Below are 17,512 nucleotides of genomic sequence, written 5' to 3' on the forward strand. Positions count from 1 at the left end.
CGTTCGAAAGCTCCCGCGGGTGCACGTATTTGGCTCTGATTGAGAGTCTCGAGGCAGATTCAGGTTTGGTTATGATTACGTTTTTTGTCTGGGGGGCTGTGACAACCCATGGGCGGTGGATCGTCCCACTCTTTCCTGACGCGTCCGGCATGGATCGTGCTGGGGTTCACGGCTGTGCACTAATAGGAAGGATCTGCGGATGAGTTTTCAACTGAAGCAGTTGGCATGGAATACGGGAATTGATGAAAAAAATGCTACCGTGGCCTATCCGCTTTTGGAGAGCAGGGTGGCGATCCTGCTGTGCACGTACCAAGGCCAGCGATACCTGTCGGAGCAATTGAGTTCGATTGAGCGGCAGAATCACGCGAACTGGATCGTCTGGGCTTCGGATGATGGCTCGCGTGACGATACCCGGGCAATACTCGAGTGTTTCCAGGAACGATGGGGCAAAAGCCGGGTGTCGATTCAGTCGGGGCCGGCCGGTGGGTTTGCCGCGAACTTCCTGTCGTTGGTATCGAATACCGAAGTCTCTGCCGACTATTATTCGTTTGCCGATCAGGATGATATCTGGGAGCCAGTCAAGGTAGAGCGCGCGGTCGACTGGTTGCGCAGCATTCCAAGCCATATTCCGGCGTTGTATTGCGCGAGAACAACCCTGGTGGATGAAGAGAACCGTGAAATCGGATTCTCTCCCTTCTTTGGCAAGCCTCCTTGTTTTGCCAATGCCTTGGTCCAGAACATAGGTGCGGGCAACACCATGGTGTTCAATGAAGCGGCCCGCAATATCCTTCGTCGTGCCGGCGATATCGATGTGGTTTCTCACGATTGGTGGGTTTATCTGGTCGTCAGCGGGTGTGGCGGTAGGGTTTATTACGACTCCAGTCCTTCGCTCCGCTATAGGCAGCATGGTCGGAATCTGATCGGAAGTAACATGGGTATCTGCGCCCGTGCTGCGCGAGTCCAGATGATGCTTGCGGGTGTCTTCCGTGAATGGAATGACAGAAATGTGCGTGCTCTGGAAAAAGTGCGCGATGAATTGACCCCGGAAAGTAAGAGGGTACTTGATTTGTTTCTAGAGGCAAGGGCCGGAAGTTTCTTGCCGAGAGTCAAAGGGCTCATCAAGTCCGGAGTACACCGTCAGACCTTTATGGGTAACCTGGGTCTGATACTTGCTGCCGTGTTTGGAAAAATATGATTCGGATACCTGAGGCAAGCGCTGTCATCGCTCCTGCAGGTACTGTTGTTTTTGTAGTGGAATTTATTTCATGGGATATGCGTTTGTTATTCCGCCATGCTCCATCGCTTGGCGAATGTGTGGAATGTCACGAGATTCCTGGTGAAAAACAAATGTGCGCGTTGGCGGGCTGGTTAAATTGAAAGTGGCGACTGGTTATATTTCATATCTTGCATCTAATTCCAGATCGATACTTGAAATGGTCTGGAATGAGTTCAATAACAAGTACCTGGCGTCCTACCTTGGATTGTTCTGGGCGTTCGCGCAGCCTGTCTCCCTGATTGTCGTGATATGGCTGGTTTTCGAGTTGGGCCTTCGCCAAACGAATGAGAACGGCCCTCCCTTTCCACTATGGCTCGCCACTGGCTTGCTGCCCTGGCTTTTCCTGGTCGAGTCGATAAACGGCTGTTGCAACTCCATCGTCGGGAAAAGGTTTCTCGTGCGTCGAGTGTCTTTCCGCATAAGTTTATTGCCAATAATCAGCGTGCTCGTGGCGCTTATTGTCCACCTGGTGCTGGTTTCCCTGCTTCTGAGTGTCCTCGCGCTGATGGGGATTGGGCCGAGTATCTATTGGATTCAGATTCCGTACTTCATGCTCTGTGCGCTTGTGCTTGTGCTCGGAGGCGGGTGGTTGATTTCCGCGCTGGTGGTTTTCATTAGCGACATAAAGTACCTCGTTGCCATATGTATCCAGTTTGGCTTCTGGTGCACTCCTATCGTCTGGGGGCTGGACAGGCTACCTGAGAAATATCAGGTCATCGCCTTTGTAAACCCCGCGGCTTATATAGTCGATGGCTACAGAAAGTCGCTGTTCGGACAAGAGTGGTTCTTCTCTTCCGGTTGGACCCATACCCTGGCCTTCTGGGCATGGGCGGTTATTGTCGCGATTGTTGGTGCCACTGTCTTTCGTCGGCTTCGACCACATTTTGCAGATGTAATATGACGAACACTGATGATGTTGTTATATCGATTTGCGGTCTGCGCAAATCGTATAAGGTTTATCGCAAGAACATCGATCGCCTCAAGGAGGCCCTCGATCCGCGCCGTCGTACTTATCACAAGGAGTTTGACGCGCTGAAAGGGGTTGGTCTTTCCATACGGCGAGGAGAGATTGTCGGGATACTTGGAAGCAACGGGAGTGGCAAAAGTACCCTGCTCAAGATCGTGGCCGGCGTGCTTCGACAGTCGGAAGGAAAGGTCAAGGTGAATGGTTCCGTTTCGGCACTGCTGGAGTTGGGCGCGGGCTTCAATCCGGAGCAGAGCGGGCTGGAGAACATCTATCTCGCGGGTGTCTTGCGTGGTGTGCCGCGCAAGGTAATGAGGAAAAAGCTCGATGAGATCGTAGAGTTTGCCGACATTGGCGAGTTCATTCACCAGAAAACCAAATTCTACTCCAGCGGTATGTTCGCCAGGCTCGCCTTTGCCGTATCCATTCATGTGGACCCGGACATCCTGATTATCGATGAGGCACTAAGTGTGGGCGATGCCGCTTTCAAGAGAAAGTGTTTTGCCAAGTTGGAAGATTTTCGCAAGGCAGGAAAAACCATCCTGCTCGTGTCTCACTCCGAGGCAGCGATCACCGAGATGTGCAACAGGGCTGTGCTGATCGATCGCGGGGAAGTGCTGGCGGATGGTCCGGTGAAGGAAACGATCACCAGTTATCTCAAACTGATGAACGCAAAAGGCGAGAAGAGAAAGGAAATCCGCGAGGGGATCGTTGCCGGCCAGCTTCTCTCCCCAGCCGTAGACCAGGCCAAGGGCAGCACCCCCGATGCAGCTCAGCAGCAACGAGCGGCTGACTCGGAGGAGCTCTTTCTGGAGGGGCTCCGCCCTAAGAGCACGGTTGAGTACCCTGCAGAAGGTGCACGATTGCTCAATGTCAGGATTGAAACCCTGGAGGGACGCAGGGTCAATCGACTGGTGCATGGCAAGCGTTACCGATACGTATACGAGATTGAATTCCACTGCTTATCCCAGAATGTGTCGTTTGGGATGATGATCAAAACGACTCAGGGGACTGCCTTGTGCGGAGGGAGTTATCCGCAGAAAGATACCTGGATTCGAGAAGTTGCAGCTGGAGAAGTCAGGGCGGTTACTTGGGAGTTCGACTGCCTGCTAGAGGAAGGAACCTACTTTACGAACTGTGGGGTAATGGCCGATCGGGAAGGGGAGCGGAGCTACCTCCATCGGATACTCGACGCCTATATGTTTCAAGTGGCACCCCGTGCAGATCGGATCACAACGGCTTGGGTGAATCTCGGTCTGACCGCGAGATATGATGAGAAGGTAGTGACATGAGGAAGTGCTTGCTTGTCCTGGGGATGCACCGAAGCGGAACCTCCGCCATGGGCGGGGCGCTGAACTGCGCAGGCGTCTCCATGGGGCGAGAGTTGCTAGGTGCCGCTGCCGATAACAAGAAGGGGTACTTTGAAAGTAAAGCGATTCAGGTATTCCACGACAGGCGTCTTCTGCCTCGAATTGGCCGTGATTGGAAGTCCGTGTCACCACTCCCCGCAGCGGGATGGGAATCCAGCGAAGCTGTGGCCGATCTGGTGGCCGAAGCCAAGGAAATCATCCTGGACGAATTTGGCGACTCGGCTCTTTTCGGCATAAAGGATCCCCGGATTTCTCTGCTCGTTCCCTTCTGGATGAAAGTTTTTAATGAACTTGGGATCAGCGTTTGTGTAGTTATCCAGTATCGTCACCCCATCGAAGTTGCGGGGTCCCTGCTGAGCAGGAACAAAACGACTATCGAACAGGGAGTGGCTCTCTGGCTGGAACATGTCATCAATGCGGAGAGATTTACCCGCAATGTTCCCAGGGTATTTACCCACTATCAGGATCTGCTTGATGATCCTGCTGCCATGCTGCAACGGATCGCCAAGGGTCTCGATATCGAATGGCCGAGTCCGGCTGACGAAACTGCGGAAAAGCTGGACAAGTTTCTCGAAAAAAACCTGCGTCACCAGTTGAACGTGGGTGAGCAGAGCATCAGCGAGTTGCCGGAGATAGTTTCCAGGATCTACTCCGCGCACATGCTGGCGATTTCTCAAGGTTGCAACGAAGACAGTGTTCTAGGCACCTTCGACGAGTTGAACCTCGCCTATGAAGGATCACAGAAGTTCTTCAGTGACGCTGCCTTGTTGGCCGGCCTGCGTGAGGCGGAGCTCTTCTTTGATGAAGGAGAAGGGTTCAGCCAGTCGCGGCGAGATAGCCGATACTTTTCAGTGGACTCAAGCGAGAGGGTGTCGCTCGAGTTCGACCTTCCCCGCGACGGAGTCGTCGACGTCAGGCTCGATCCCTGCTCGGAAAGTGTAATTGCCGAGTTGTGCGATGTTGAGCTGCTGTATGACGAACGCCCTGCGGAAAGTATAAAGAAGTATATAAGAACGAACGCAGTGTATCGTTGGGGGGATGTATATTTCTTTGCTGGAGGGGACCCGCAGATCAGATTCAAGGGGCTGGCACAGGAGCACTTCGATGGTGCTTGCAAGGTTCGCGTGAGTTTTGATGTTCTGCAGAGCGGCGACCGTTCCGAGAGAATAATCTCTCCGGTTCATCACCTGTTTTCGGAAGTCAGAAAGCACCAGAAGGAACTCGAAGAAGTACGGGTTGGGCAAGAGCAGCTGAAGTCTGAACGGGACGTTGCGGTCAGCGACAAAGCCCGCGCGGACGTTGAAATCTCCAGGCTCTCCGGCGAGACGACTGCGCTGAAGGGGCGCATCGAGTTGTTCAAGACCAAGCTCGAGCAGGCGCAAGAGCAGAACGCGAATGAGCGCGCGGCCAGTCAGCGGCTGAATGAGCTCGTGCAGGAAAAGGATCGCTCCCTGCAGCTGGCGGTGGATCTGGCGAAAGAACTCGATCTGGCCGCCACCGAAGCACGCGCTGCTGCTGCGGCGAAGGGCGCGGAGGCCGAGCAGGTGAAGGCGAACAGCCAGCTTGAGTTGGCTGCGGCAAACGATCGCATAGCGCAATCCATGCAGGCATTGCGTGAGAGCACGGAGGCCAACGAGCAGCAGAGGATGGAGAATCTCCGTCTGGGTGGCGAGCTTGAGGCCGCTCATCAGCTGCATCAGCAGGTCACCGAGGCCAACCAGAATCTGATCAACGCCAACACGGTGCAACGTGAAGAGCTGAGTGCTTTGAACGAGGCGCGCGTCCGTTTGAGCACTTCGCTTGAGGAGTTGCAAGGTACGCATCAGCAGGGGCTCGATGCCAATGCACGGCTCAAGCAGGCGCTGGCCGCCGCGCAAGGAGAAGCTAAGGGAACCGAGGCTCTGCTGCAGGACTCGCGTCGCGAATCCGAGGGCCGTGCGCAGCAGCTGATTCAATGCAAGGACGAGCTGACGCTCTTGCAGAAGGAGATTGATACGCGCGAGCGAATGTTGCAGGACGCTTCGCTCGAAATACAGCGTACTCGTGCTTCCTTGCATGAAATGACAGAAGAGGCGGATAAGCTGCGTAGCCGATTGGCACGAGTCGGCTTGAGCAGAAGTTGGAGATATACCCGCATCCTGAGAAAAATATTAGGGAAAAAGGGGTGAAGGAATGAGCTACGGTGTGGGCCAAATGCGCGAATATATACGTAAGAAACGAATAGAGAAAAGCGGTCTGTTTGATCAGCATTTCTATGTATCGACATACACTGATGTCGTTGAAAGTGACCTTGATCCCCTCTCCCATTATTACTACATAGGTTGGAAGGAAGGGCGTAGGCCAAACCACTATTTCGACACGAACTGGTATTTGGCAAAGTATCCGGATGTGGTGCGCACCGGAGTGAACCCGCTTTATCACTATGCAAAGTATGGGATAAAAGAAGGGCGATACCCATCTGGGGAATTCACCGGGCGAAAAGCGCCTAACGCGGAAGAGTTGGCCGCCCATAAACCCGCCGCTCAGCGACGTTTTCATGTGGACAGCGCTGCTGTTGCGGCGCTACCACCCGTCGCCAAGCGAAATGAGCTGTCAGGCGGCGTCCAGGCTCTTCCGGTCGCTGGCAAGAACATGGCCATTTATATCCATGTCGCCAATGCGGATGACCTGGCCTTGGCGATGCCGTTCCTCGTCGATCAGACCGGGCAATACCGCGTCCATCTTTCCGCCGACAGTACCCAGTACGCGGCAGTCGTCGAGGGCGCGAAGAGGATATCCACGGATATCAAGGTGTCCGAGCTGGCGCAAGGGCGGAAGTGGTGGAGCTTGCTGCTGCCGCTGCTGAAGGCGGACCGGATGGAGTTCTTCTGCTGCATGAGTACTCAGCAGCTTCGCACCTGGCAGGATCAGGGCCTCAGTCGCTTGCACCAGGAACGGCTGATCGCCCTCAGCTTCCAGGGGCTGATCGGTTCCGAGGCAGTGCTTTCAAACGTCGTGGACGCCTTCGCGCAAAACCCCGATGTCTGGCTCATTGGCTCTGCGCTGTTCCATCGCCCCGTGGCCGCCGCAAGGGGCTTCGATCCTGCGGCTATTCATCCGATTCTGGATCGATGCTCTTCCAGCCTGGCGGGTGACTGGAGTTATTTTGCGAACCATATGTTCTGGGCGCGAATCGGCTTGCTGGAGGCGCTAGTGGAGCTACTCGAGGGCGTGTCCGAGGCTTCGGATCTGGAAGTCGCTGGCGCGGTAAGCCTGCTGCCATTGCTATCAGGGAAGAAGGTCGCGCTGCTTCACGCGCTCGATCGCTCGGCCCGGGCCCATGGGGTAGAGATACCGCAGTCTGGCGATGTTCCGTATACGAGCAGCTTGAAGAACACCATCATTCAAGAAATGAACCTGGGGCAGGACTACGATAGGCTTTTGTCGAGCGCCATGGTTGACCAGGAGTTCTATCGAACCCAGTGCGACCAGACCCAGTTCGAAAATTATGATGCGGTACTCCACTATCTCCGATTCGGTGCGCATCTGGGGCTGGACCCTAGCGAGAGTTTTTCCACCCGGAAGTACCTCTGGCGCTATCCGGATGTCGCACGAGCCGGCGTGAACCCCCTGGTTCACTACATAAAGTATGGAGCGGGCCGCCAGGCTACTCCCGTCTTGTCCAGCTCCCGGGGTGATGGTCGATATCGAGTCTTCGTGTCGTGCTGGCTGAAGAACAAGGAGTCGATACACGACGGGCTATTGGAGCTCTCCGAAAGGTTACTGGCCGATGGCGTGAGGACGACCTTCGTCACCAATGCTGCGACCTTGCTTTCGGAGCCCGGGGTCGAGGCGCTCTCGACGGACTTCCTAATTTCCAACCTGTACCCCAAGTTGTCTTCCTGCAACGTCAGTTTCCCCGATTGGTTGACAGAAATTGTGGAGATGACGAGGTGTTGGGAAGAGGTAATGATGACGTCGGGAGGCGCGGGAGGAGACGTCGGCATTGAAGCGCGAGTCAGATCCGCTTACGCCTTCTGGAAAGTACTTTTTGAAGAGTTCAAGCCGCGGATGATGCTTATCTGGGGCAGTACTGCGCCGCTGAGCAAGCTCCACTACAGGCTCTGCCAGGATCTTTCCGTTCCTTCGCTGATTATTGAGCGCGGGCATTTCCCTGGAACTATTTCGATTGACCTGCTTGCTCAGTTCGGGCGAGGCGGAATCAATCTCAGGCCTCACTCCGCCCTGCTCGCCAATGTGAACTGTTCGGAGAGTGACATTCGTCACTATGCTGAGTGGGTGCGCAAGAATCAGGAGTCGCCCTATTCGAGCAAGAACTCCAAGGAGAACGTAGAGGAACTACTGTCGACCTTCCGTGCCGAGCACCGGAAAATTGTCCTGTTCATTGGCGTCAACGACCTGGGATCGGGCACGGCTTATGCGGGACGGGTGGGAGTGGAGGAGCACTCGAGTTTGTTCAGTTCCTCCTTGCAGGCGTTCCACGCGGTCAGGGATGCGCTGCGCGCTATCGATCCAAAAGCGGTGCTCATGTTGAAGCCGCATCCGTCCGACAAGACGAACTATTCAGCTCTGCTTTCGGAAAGCGATGTCCTGGTGGACTCCCATAACATCAACTCGCTGATCGTGGCGGCTGATGTTTGCGTTTCCCTGTCCACTACGGCACTGGCCCGGTGCATGCTCGAAGCCAAGGCGACATTGAATGTCGGGATATCCGATATCAGCATGAAAGGTGCTGCCTATGAGTGCTCGAGTCTGACCGATATTCCTGTACAGCTCAGGGCTGCGTTGCATGGGGAAGGGCTCGAAGAGCGTAGCCGTAAGGGCTTTGCGTTTATTAAATATATATTTGAAGAGCAGTTGGTTGGTATCGATGAAACCACTCCTGCGAGACTCGACATAAGAGATCTGAGTGAATTCATCAGTGGCCGGATAGCATCGAACCTGGTCGTGGGTAAAGTTGATGAGCGACTTCAGGGGCGGAACTTGCTTCGCCGACTCTTCAATCCTGCCAATCCCATCTTCTACAAGGAAGACTACAGTACGGCCGGCGTGAAGCCCTCCCGTGGTGTGGATGTGGTCATTCCGGTGTACGGCGACGCCGCCATCACTAAGGCATGCATAGATAGCGTGCTCCTGGCTAGGGGGCAGGATGATTACCGGATCGTCGTGATCTTCGACGCCAGCCCCTATGACGACGTCAAGGCGCTGCTGGAGGGCTATCGTTCGACGGAAGGCGTAGTCGTGCTTTTCAATCCCGTCAATGTGGGATATCCCGCTACAGCCAACAGGGGGATGGCCTACTCGCAGGATAGGGATGTCATTCTGCTCAATAGCGATACGCTCGTTACCCCAGGGTGGGTAAGCAGGCTGCAGCGCCATGCGTATTCGTCGGACGAGGTTGCCACCGTTACGCCGTTCTCGAACAATGCGTCCATTTTCAGCCTTGCAGACTTCCCGCGAGGCGCAGAGCTCCATGGCGGTCTCGAGGAAGTCGCGAGGGTGAATGAGGTACTGGCTTCTGCCGGCGGCGATACGATCGACGTGCCAGTGGGCCACGGCTTCTGCATGTACGTGAAGCGCACCGCGTTACGGGAACTGGGTTTCTTCGACGAAATTCTCTTTGGGCGGGGCTACAGCGAGGAAGTGGACTTTTGTCTGCGCGCCCGCAGTCTCGGCTTCAAGAACGTCTGCGCAACGGATGTGTATGTCGGCCATGTAGGTGGGGTGAGTTTCGCAGACACCGCCAATGCGCGGAAAGTGGCAGCTCGCAAGATAATCTCGGATAAATTCCCGGACTATTTCCCCGAGATCAAGAAATTTGTGAGTGCGGACCCGTTCGCCAGCTACAGAAAGCTAGTTTGAAAGAACTATTTTTGATGTTGAGTATTCTTGGTCGTGTTATTTGATCTCCGGCCACCAAAGGAGGAAACTTGGTGATTCCCGATCGTAAAAAGTTAACGGTGCTGGATTGCACACTCCGCGATGGCGGCTATTACAACAACTGGGATTACCCGACCGGCCTGGTTCGTCGCTATCTGGAGGTCATGAAGCGAGCGGGAATCGACTACGTGGAGCTTGGTCTGAGGACCGAGTCTGCGGATTCATTCGCCGGGCCGTACGCATTCACGGTCGATGAATGGATCAGGCACATTGGCGTTCCTGAAGGAGTGCGCGTCGGTGTGATGTGCAACGCCAAGGACCTCTTGAAAGGTGGCCCGGGTGCAGTAGAGCGATTTTTTGCGAAAGCTGAAGACTCTCCTGTCGAGCTGGTGCGAATCGCTGCTCATTTTTCAGAGATAGATAATTGCGCTGAAATTGTTCTGGCTCTGCATTCGCTGGGGTATCGAGTCGGCTTCAACTTCATGCAGTCGAATGGTCGCTCTGCAGAGGAACTGAGCAGCAAGGCCAGGCTGCTCTCCGAGTGGCCCGTCGATGTGCTTTATTTCGCCGATTCCATGGGGAACATGTCGGCGAAGGACGTTGCATTCATAGTTGCCGCCCTGCGCGATGGGTGGGACAGGGAGCTTGGCTTCCACGCTCACGACAATATGGGGTGTGCGTTGAGCAACTGCATGGCCGCCATCGAGCTGGGGGTGACCTGGATCGATGCGACGGTGCTGGGGATGGGGCGTGGCGCGGGTAACGCCCGGATAGAGAATCTCTTGCTGGCCCTTGCCGAAAATGGAGGTCATGACGTCGACCTCAGCAGCTTGCTCAACCTGGTAGTCGAGGAATTCCAGCCACTGCAGAAGAAGTACGGCTGGGGGCCCAACCTCTACTACCACCTGTCGGCAATGTACGGGGTGCACCCGACCTATGTTCAGGAGATGCTGAGCGACGACAGATACAAGCCCTCGGCAATCATCACCGCATTGCGCCGGCTGGGCGAGTCGGGCGCTACGGGCTTCTCCCAGGATAGATTGCTGGACGCTACGCAAGAGCAAAGGGATTCCGTGCTGGGTACCTGGAGCCCGAAAGGATGGCTTCAAGGGCGGGATGTCCTCATGATCGGCCCGGGCTCGGGGGTAAAACAGCACCTTGAGGGGCTGCTGCATTACATAAGCACCAAGAAGCCGTACGTCATCTGCATCAACAGCAATGATTGGTTCCCTGTCGACAAGGTCGACGCGTGGGTCGCCTGTAACCGGCAGCGCCTGCTGCTGGACCGGGACTTTTACGCGAACAACCAGGGAACCCTGGTCGTGCCGGTCGGCTTGATCGACGAGGAAGAGCTTTCCGTGTGGAAACACTGGAATATCCTCGACTATGGCATGGTCGTTCAGAAGGGCCATTTCGAAGTAGGTGAATTGACTGCCGTTCTTCCTGCGGCCCTGTCGGCCATTTATGGTCTCGGGATATGCAGTGTGGCTGGTGCCAATAGAGTCTTGCTGGCCGGATTCGATGGCTACGAGTTGGGCGATCCCCGTCATAGCCAGATGGAAATGGCGTTGAAGTGCTACCGGGATTATCAGGACTCCATACCGCTGGTAGCTATTACGCCAACTTCTCTTTCGCTGCCAGAGACGTCTCCGTACGCGCCGCGGATCTAGTTAATACACTATGTGGTCGGCTCGGGGGCTACTGCCATCGGGCCTTTTTATCTCAGAGCCTACTTGAAATAATGATAACTTCGAACGGCAGCTCGCCAACCCACAGGAACTGCTTTGATCTAGTCCGGCATTTTGCGGCGTTCATGGTGTTGTTCAGCCATCATTTTGCATTATCGGGAATGACAGAGCCTTCTTTTTTGGGTATGCATTCGCTGGGTGGACTGGCAGTTGTAATTTTCTTTTCGATATCTGGCTATCTGGTCACCAAGAGCTTCGTCCGCTCGGCCAACTTCTATGATTATCTGGAGAAGCGGGCGAGGAGGATATTTCCTGGCTTGATTGCCTGCTCTGCGGTAGTCGTATTCGTTGTCATACCTTTTTATGTGGAGCTGGGCTATTTCGACTATCTCAGCGAAGAAAGGACCTGGAAGACCTTCCTTTCGGCGTCCATGCTGCTGGGCATAAGGTATGCGGGAATTTTTTCTGATTTTATCTATAGCGGTACGATAAATGGCAGTCTCTGGACTTTGCCAATCGAGTTTCTGTGCTACCTGATTGTTGGTGTCGTACTGGTTTTCTCCAGAACTGTAAAGGCACCTCTCGCTCTTCTTGTGGTCAGCTTCGTAGGTATGCTGGTTGTTCGGGAAAACTCCATAAATTATACGTTCTATGCGATTTCCCTCGAGCGACTCATGATGTTCCTCATGGTCTTTTCGCTGGGTGGTGTGCTTGCGCTCACCGAGTCTATTTGGATGGCAAAGACCAGTAGGATATATCTGATAGTCGCCTCTATGGCTGTTCTCTTTGTTTTCAAGGGCCGGCCGGAAATGATGGTGCTTGGCAATATGGCGATCTGCGTCATTGTGATCGCATTTTGTACCTCCTTCTCTGAAAGCCTGATTGCCGGACGGTTCGATGTTTCGTACGGGGTTTATATTTACGCCTTCCCTGTGCAGCAACTGGTTATCAATAATTTCAGTTACGGACTTTATTCCGAAATGGCGCTTTCGGCGTTATTCACTCTTGTCCTCGCGATTGCGTCCTGGTTGCTCGTCGAGAAGCCTATGCTCAAGCGGGGCAAGGGCTGAAGTGCAGGCAAATACTCAACGTGATCCTCAAGGCGCCATATTCGTGTTACAGATTCGAGCTGCATGACTAGCGTTTTAATGAGGGTCCTGCGCAAGGCTTCCTCTTTGATGAGGAGCCTGTCCGGCCGGTTGCGCAGGAGCTTCTTTCAGCGCTGGCGAGCGCGTCAGTGGAAGGACAAGCATTCACGTGTCTTCATATCCTGCTGGTTGAAATCGACTGAGTCTGTCCATGGTGCGCTTGTTCAACTGGAGCGGAGTCTCGCGAATAAAGGAATTCGGCTGACCTTTGTTACAGATGCCCCCGTTCTTGTGAGTTCCTTGCGCCTGGATATCATTCGCTCAGGGTTCTTCGTCAGCTCTCCACGGCGCTATGACTCACCTGTCCCGGACAATGTGGCTCAATGGCTTTCAGGGATACTGAGCTACGAACGGTTCTGGCTCATGTCTTCCGGCAGGCCGTTGCCTGATCTGCAGCGGCATAGCGAGGCGATCAGCGATGGTTATCACTATTGGCTTGAAGTGCTGAGGGAAAACCGTCCGGCGCTAATGTTGGTTTGGGGAAGCACCGCGCCACTGAGCCAGTTGCATTTGAAACTGTGTGGCGAGTTATCCATCCCGGTGCTCGTACTCGAAAGGGGGCACTTCTCCGGAACCCTGATGCTGGATACGGTTGGCCAGTTTGCTTTCGGCGGCTTTGGGCTACAGCCTCAACGGGTATTGTTCGGTAAGTCGCAAGGGCAAGGCGGAGCATATCGCCACTATTTGGAGTGGGTTAAGTCAAACACAGCGCTACCTTACGCATCGTATAACGTTGCTGCGCTGTCAGAATTCCGCGAAATGCTGGAAAGTACGAAGAAAAAAGTGATTCTCTTTATCGGGGTCAATGATCTTGGGACTGGCAGTCTTCTCTCCTCTTTTGGAAGTTGGCAAGAAAGTGACAATCCTTTCTCATCGACACGTGCGGGATTGAAGTCAGTCATAGATGCGATGAACGTGGTCGCCCCCAATGACATTCTGCTTTTCAAGCCTCATCCATCCGATCGTGGAAATTACGCTGACCTTGTCACAGGGAACGTCCATCTTGCCAAAGATGTAAACATCAATTTCCTGATAGAGAATGCGGACGTTTGCGTTTCTCTTTCGACTACCGCCTTGGCCAGGGTATTGGCCAGCGACAAGCCGCTGGTCACGCTGGGCTTCACCGAATTGAGCCAGAGAGGTGTTGCCTATGAGTGTCAAACGATGCAGGAAGTGCCCGCCATGCTGCGGGCTGCGCTTTGTCGTGACAATTTCCCGGAGCGCGTTACCAACGGGCATGCGTACATTGGCTCTCTATTCGAGAATTACCTCATTGCAATCGACCAGGATGTTCCTTGCCGGATTGATATGGAGGATCTGTGCGAGTTCATCGTCGAAAGGGTGAGACACTGTGGGTAAAGTAATCCAAGGCATCGTCCCTGTGGGTTGCTGCCATGTCTCATGCATGGACAAACCTGAGGGGCAGGTATGATTCAGAAAGGTATCGTGTGGCATCAGGGTAATGTGACCCGCCAAGAGCGAGAAGGATTACTGCAGCAGGCCGGCGTCACGATCTGGTTGACCGGCTTGAGCGCATCCGGCAAGTCGACACTGGCATTCGCTCTGGAGCGTCGATTGCTTTCGGCCGGAAGGGCCTGCTTCACCCTGGACGGGGATAATGTCCGCCACGGCCTGAACAGGAATTTGGGGTTCTCCATTCAGGACCGCTCGGAAAATATCAGAAGGGTGGCTGAAGTTGCCCGGTTGATGAACGAGGCGGGACTGATAGTGGTCGTTGCGTTGATCTCGCCATTGCGTGCCGATCGGCTCATGGCAAAAGAGGTCATTGGTGCGGAGTGCTTCAAGGAAGTGTATGTCAGCACTCCACTCGAGGCCTGCGAGGCCAGGGATCCGAAAGGGCTCTATGGAAAAGCAAGGGCGGGAGAGCTCGCCGAGTTCACCGGGATATCTTCGCCCTACGAGTCTCCTCCTATGCCCGATCTGATCATCAATACACTTGAAGCGCATATTGATGATGCAGTCGAGCAGCTTTACGGACTTATCAAGAGTTCCTGATTCGAGGTTTCTATGCCTGGCCGGCAATTTGCGTGTTGAGAAGCGACTCGATACTGTCCTGAATGACAATTTTTTTGTCGCTGAAATATGCCGACCACTCTTTGAATTCGCTCCACGCGCTCAGGAACACGAAGTCCAGCCCAGCCGCCGCGGCGCACTGATGATCGAAGCGGCTGTCGCCAATGAACAACGCTGGCTTCTGAATGTTTTGCCGCTCGATTTCTCTTTCCAGTATGACGTCCTTTGGCGTTGGGCTGCCAAAGATGCCGCCGTCGAAGTATTCCGTCAGACCGCGGGCCATGAATACGTCCCCCAGCTCTGCCTGATCGCCGCCCGAAACAATCAGCCAGCGGCTGTCGGCAGTGATCTCGCGCAGCTTTTCGAGGCCGGGCGCGATGGCGCAGGTCAGGAGTCCATCGCGGACAAAGTTTGCGTAGTTTTCAAGGACTACCTCGAGTTCGCTGTCCCACGATGTCCTGTTCAGGATGTCGCGGAAGAAATGCTCGAATTTTTTATAGCGAGAAATACCACCATTTGCGACGTGGAATTCCACAAGCTTGGTGGCTGGGTCCTTTCCATAGTCCAGCGCCGCTCGGTAGAAGGCATCGGTTTTTATCCGATTGGAGTCCAATATAACCCCGTCGCAGTCGAAGACCAGGCACTCGTACTTGCTCAGAGTGGCATTCATGGGAGCTTGCCTTCCTGAATTGCAGCTTCGGCGCGCAACACGTCCTCGGGATTGTCCACGGCGATTGAACTGGTGGACAGTTCGATCATCCTTACTTCCCAGCCAAGTTCCAGGAAGCGAAGGATTTCGATGTCCTCTATGCTTTCCAGTGGAGTCTTTTTCGTTTGCGAGCTGAAAGCCTCGAGTGCTTTGCGGGGGAAGGCATAAACGCAAACCTGGCGATGGCCAGTAATGAACCTGTCGTCTTTCGTTCCGGGAATTGTCGCGCGGGACATATAGAGCAGTCGCCCATCAGGACGCATTACAACTTTCGGTGTACTGGTACTGCGGAAGTGCTCTTCCTCCAGTATGGGGCAGAAGCCGTTGAGGACATCACCCGGGAAATCACTGATCTTTTCGATAATCGATCTGAGGTCCTGCGGATTGAACAGGGGTTCGTCCCCCTGGACATTGATGAACACTTCAGAGTCAATCAATCTTGCGCATTCGGCGACCCGGTCCGTGCCGGTGAGGCAATCTTTCGAGGTCATCAGGACCTGGATGCCATGTGCTTCGCAGACGGTCTTGATTCTATCGTCGTCAGTTGCGACGAAGATCTTTTCCGGAGGGCAGGCCTTTGCACATTGATCATAGGTTCTTATGATCATCGGAATGCCGCATATCTCTACGAGTGGCTTTCCGGGAAGTCGGCTGGACTCATATCGTGCCGGAATGATAACGCTGAAATTGTGCTCTTTCTTCAAGTTGAAGCTCTCCGTCGCAGCAAGCGGAGCATGTTACACCTCCCCCAGTCCGCGTGGCTACCGCACCCGAGGGGCGGCGCAATGCCCAGTGTATGTTCTGGTCCACCGTTAAAACAGGGGAGATGTCCTGCCGATCCTTTCGTCGGATGGCGAGTTATTTTGGACTGGCGACTTGCTTAGTGCGGGCGCTTTTCGATGTTCCTGTATGTATCTTGTCTACCGCTGCTCATTGATGATGCTTGGTTTATTCGGATAGTGCGATTGTGCTTTAATGGGCGGCCATATTTGAGGCGCATGGCTGCTCGCACTACTACAGCGAGGGGCTTGTTAGCGCCATCAAATGTCGTCGGTATGGACGGGGCCCCGCGGCATCAAAAGGTTCTCTGGGAGTATTCCGTGCACGAAAGTTGAGTGCGGTGTCCTTTTGTTCTTTAAGGGGGAGATCCCCAGCATCCGGAGTCGCGAGCGGGGCTTTCGAGTCCGCTGGCAGTGTTCGGGCTTATATTTGACGAGTGGGGACTTCCCATTTGCGCGTGTTTTTTTCAGATTTCTTGGCAGGACGATCTGCCTGCTATTGGTCCAACTATCAGAGGAAGGGTATGAAAAAAGAACTAATGGCGGTGCTTGTTGCAAGCGCCATGTTGAGTTTGCAAGGGTGTGGCGATGAGTCCAAGTCGGACAAGGTCGGCACTGCCGCGCCTTCTCTGACCGAAGCCGCCGTGGTATCCGCGGTGGGAGCCCCTGTGGTGAAGCGTATCGTCAAGCAGGGAGAGGCTTGCGCCATCAGTCGCTACAAGTTTTCTCGTGACACCGTTGGCATGACGCTGGAGTTCAGCTGCGGTCGCACCAATATTTCCTGGCACAAGGCTGAAGGGGAGTCTGCTAGCCAGGCCCAAGCCGGTCAGGAGCTCGCGCGGCGCGCGCTGGCGGGCATGTCGGGTGCCGATGGCGCCGAAGTGGACGCGGCTCTGAAGGGAGAGGTTTTCCGCCTCAAGAGTCTTGGTCGTGGCTTGAAACTGAGTGGCTCCTGCAAGTCCAATAATTGCCTCATTACCATCTCGGGAGAGGTTGCACGAGATTCTGAGGTTGCAAAGAGCAGCAGCTAATATATTCCGCAATTCGGAGCATGGGGGCTGGGCGGGGGATAATGACGACCGGATCTGCCCCAATGCTTCATAGGTTGATTAAGCCAAAAGAAATGATGCCTGTATGTTTGAGTCTAATTCTCACAGGAGAATGCCGGTTTCGGCTGCGGTCGCCTGGGAGTGGCATCCGTGACTGGTCGCCAACGCTAGAGCTTTTTTCGAGCTGCCTCGTTCGATGTAGGCACCGCGCACCATTTCATCTTCGGTGCGTCGGGCACAATCCTGAGCGTCGCGTTTGGTGCGGAAGGTCTTGGAGGTGGTCGGCCGGCCGGTTTTTCGGATAACCGCTTTCCAGGTGCCTGAGGGGGACTTTACGAAGGTTGCCACATGTTCTCCGAGGGTGGCTCGGCACAGGACTGTACCGATTGCGTACCTCGGGAACATCTGATTACGGGGTCAAAAACGAAGAGTCGTTCCAAACCCTTGATGTATATGGTGCCGGCACCAGGAATCGAACCCGGGACCTACTGATTACAAGTCAGTTGCTCTACCAGCTGAGCTATACCGGCCAGAAGGGGCCGCCATTATAGCGATTGGGCGGGGCGAGTAAACCTCTGCGAAGCAGGTTGGAGAGGTTTTGTGCATCAGCGGCGA

At 54.6% G+C, this 17,512-nt stretch carries 12 protein-coding genes, 1 tRNA gene and 1 pseudogene; 10 read left to right on the forward strand and 4 right to left on the reverse strand.

All coding sequences use genetic code 11. The annotated features are described in order from the left end of the window. The first annotated feature begins 199 nt into the window (after positions 1-199). From D6Z43_RS21490 to cysC, 9 genes are all read left to right on the forward strand, one after another. The gene (locus tag D6Z43_RS21490) at positions 200-1,195 is read left to right on the forward strand and encodes a glycosyltransferase family 2 protein (RefSeq protein ID WP_120654071.1); all 996 of its coding nucleotides are present in this window, start codon (positions 200-202) and stop codon (positions 1,193-1,195) included. A 238-nt stretch (positions 1,196-1,433) separates the two neighbouring features. Then, complete coding sequence (locus tag D6Z43_RS21495; protein WP_120655326.1) at positions 1,434-2,177, forward strand: ABC transporter permease; 744 nt, start codon at positions 1,434-1,436, stop codon at positions 2,175-2,177. Beyond that, entirely contained in the window at positions 2,174-3,532 is a 1,359-nt protein-coding gene (locus tag D6Z43_RS21500; protein ID WP_162945861.1) for an ABC transporter ATP-binding protein, read from the forward strand. The genes D6Z43_RS21495 and D6Z43_RS21500 overlap by 4 nt, the downstream gene beginning before the upstream one ends. Before the next feature lie 47 nt (positions 3,533-3,579). After that, the gene (locus D6Z43_RS21505) at positions 3,580-5,778 is read left to right on the forward strand and encodes a hypothetical protein (RefSeq protein WP_153918958.1); all 2,199 of its coding nucleotides are present in this window, start codon (positions 3,580-3,582) and stop codon (positions 5,776-5,778) included. Between the two features lie 4 nt (positions 5,779-5,782). Next, positions 5,783-9,472, forward strand: a complete 3,690-nt coding sequence (locus D6Z43_RS21510; protein ID WP_120654074.1) for a glycosyltransferase family 2 protein — start codon at positions 5,783-5,785, stop codon at positions 9,470-9,472. A gap of 71 nt (positions 9,473-9,543) precedes the next feature. Beyond that, complete coding sequence (locus D6Z43_RS21515; RefSeq protein WP_256661044.1) at positions 9,544-11,160, forward strand: aldolase catalytic domain-containing protein; 1,617 nt, start codon at positions 9,544-9,546, stop codon at positions 11,158-11,160. A gap of 71 nt (positions 11,161-11,231) precedes the next feature. Further along, a complete protein-coding gene (locus D6Z43_RS21520) occupies positions 11,232-12,248 on the forward strand; it encodes an acyltransferase (RefSeq protein ID WP_120654075.1) in 1,017 nt (338 codons plus the stop codon). Between the two features lie 108 nt (positions 12,249-12,356). Beyond that, on the forward strand, positions 12,357-13,685 hold the full coding sequence (locus D6Z43_RS21525) for a hypothetical protein (RefSeq protein WP_162945863.1): 1,329 nt from the start codon (positions 12,357-12,359) through the stop codon (positions 13,683-13,685). A gap of 69 nt (positions 13,686-13,754) precedes the next feature. Then, positions 13,755-14,342, forward strand: coding sequence for an adenylyl-sulfate kinase (gene cysC, locus D6Z43_RS21530; RefSeq protein WP_120654077.1), 588 nt, complete (start codon positions 13,755-13,757; stop codon positions 14,340-14,342). 10 nt (positions 14,343-14,352) lie between these two features. Here the strand turns inward: cysC and D6Z43_RS21535 are convergent, their stop codons facing one another. Further along, complete coding sequence (locus D6Z43_RS21535) at positions 14,353-15,030, reverse strand: HAD family hydrolase (protein ID WP_120654078.1); 678 nt, start codon at positions 15,028-15,030, stop codon at positions 14,353-14,355. Further along, positions 15,027-15,773 carry a 3-deoxy-manno-octulosonate cytidylyltransferase gene (locus D6Z43_RS21540; RefSeq protein WP_120654079.1) on the reverse strand — a complete coding sequence of 249 codons (747 nt, stop codon included), beginning with the start codon at positions 15,771-15,773 and terminating at the stop codon, positions 15,027-15,029. Before D6Z43_RS21540 ends, D6Z43_RS21535 begins: the two co-directional genes overlap by 4 nt. 599 nt (positions 15,774-16,372) lie before the next feature. On the opposite strand from D6Z43_RS21540, the gene D6Z43_RS21545 reads away from it, so the two are divergent. Next, positions 16,373-16,879: a hypothetical protein gene (locus tag D6Z43_RS21545; RefSeq protein WP_120654080.1), complete on the forward strand. Its 507-nt coding sequence runs from the start codon at positions 16,373-16,375 to the stop codon at positions 16,877-16,879. 192 nt (positions 16,880-17,071) lie between these two features. Here D6Z43_RS21545 and D6Z43_RS28430 read toward each other — a convergent pair. Both D6Z43_RS28430 and D6Z43_RS21555 read right to left on the reverse strand, forming a co-directional pair. After that, positions 17,072-17,245: pseudogene (locus D6Z43_RS28430) on the reverse strand (site-specific integrase); the annotation flags it as partial. 106 nt (positions 17,246-17,351) lie between these two features. Further along, a tRNA-Thr gene (locus D6Z43_RS21555) sits at positions 17,352-17,427 on the reverse strand. Positions 17,428-17,512 lie beyond the last annotated feature (85 nt).

It is taken from the genome of Pseudomonas sp. DY-1 (genome assembly GCF_003626975.1).
Lineage (GTDB): Bacteria > Pseudomonadota > Gammaproteobacteria > Pseudomonadales > Pseudomonadaceae > Metapseudomonas.

Bases quoted from the DNA above. Each gene is read 5' to 3' on its own strand.
- D6Z43_RS21490 (WP_120654071.1), top strand. From the start codon at position 200: ATGAGTTTTCAACTGAAGCAGTTGGCATGGAATACGGGAATTGATGAA.
- D6Z43_RS21495 (WP_120655326.1), top strand. From the start codon at position 1,434: ATGGTCTGGAATGAGTTCAATAACAAGTACCTGGCGTCCTACCTTGGA.
- D6Z43_RS21500 (WP_162945861.1), top strand. From the start codon at position 2,174: ATGACGAACACTGATGATGTTGTTATATCGATTTGCGGTCTGCGCAAA.
- D6Z43_RS21505 (WP_153918958.1), top strand. From the start codon at position 3,580: ATGGGCGGGGCGCTGAACTGCGCAGGCGTCTCCATGGGGCGAGAGTTG.
- D6Z43_RS21510 (WP_120654074.1), top strand. From the start codon at position 5,783: ATGAGCTACGGTGTGGGCCAAATGCGCGAATATATACGTAAGAAACGA.
- D6Z43_RS21520 (WP_120654075.1), top strand. From the start codon at position 11,232: ATGATAACTTCGAACGGCAGCTCGCCAACCCACAGGAACTGCTTTGAT.
- D6Z43_RS21525 (WP_162945863.1), top strand. From the start codon at position 12,357: ATGAGGAGCCTGTCCGGCCGGTTGCGCAGGAGCTTCTTTCAGCGCTGG.
- cysC (WP_120654077.1), top strand. From the start codon at position 13,755: ATGATTCAGAAAGGTATCGTGTGGCATCAGGGTAATGTGACCCGCCAA.
- D6Z43_RS21535 (WP_120654078.1), bottom strand. From the start codon at position 15,030: ATGAATGCCACTCTGAGCAAGTACGAGTGCCTGGTCTTCGACTGCGAC.
- D6Z43_RS21545 (WP_120654080.1), top strand. From the start codon at position 16,373: ATGAAAAAAGAACTAATGGCGGTGCTTGTTGCAAGCGCCATGTTGAGT.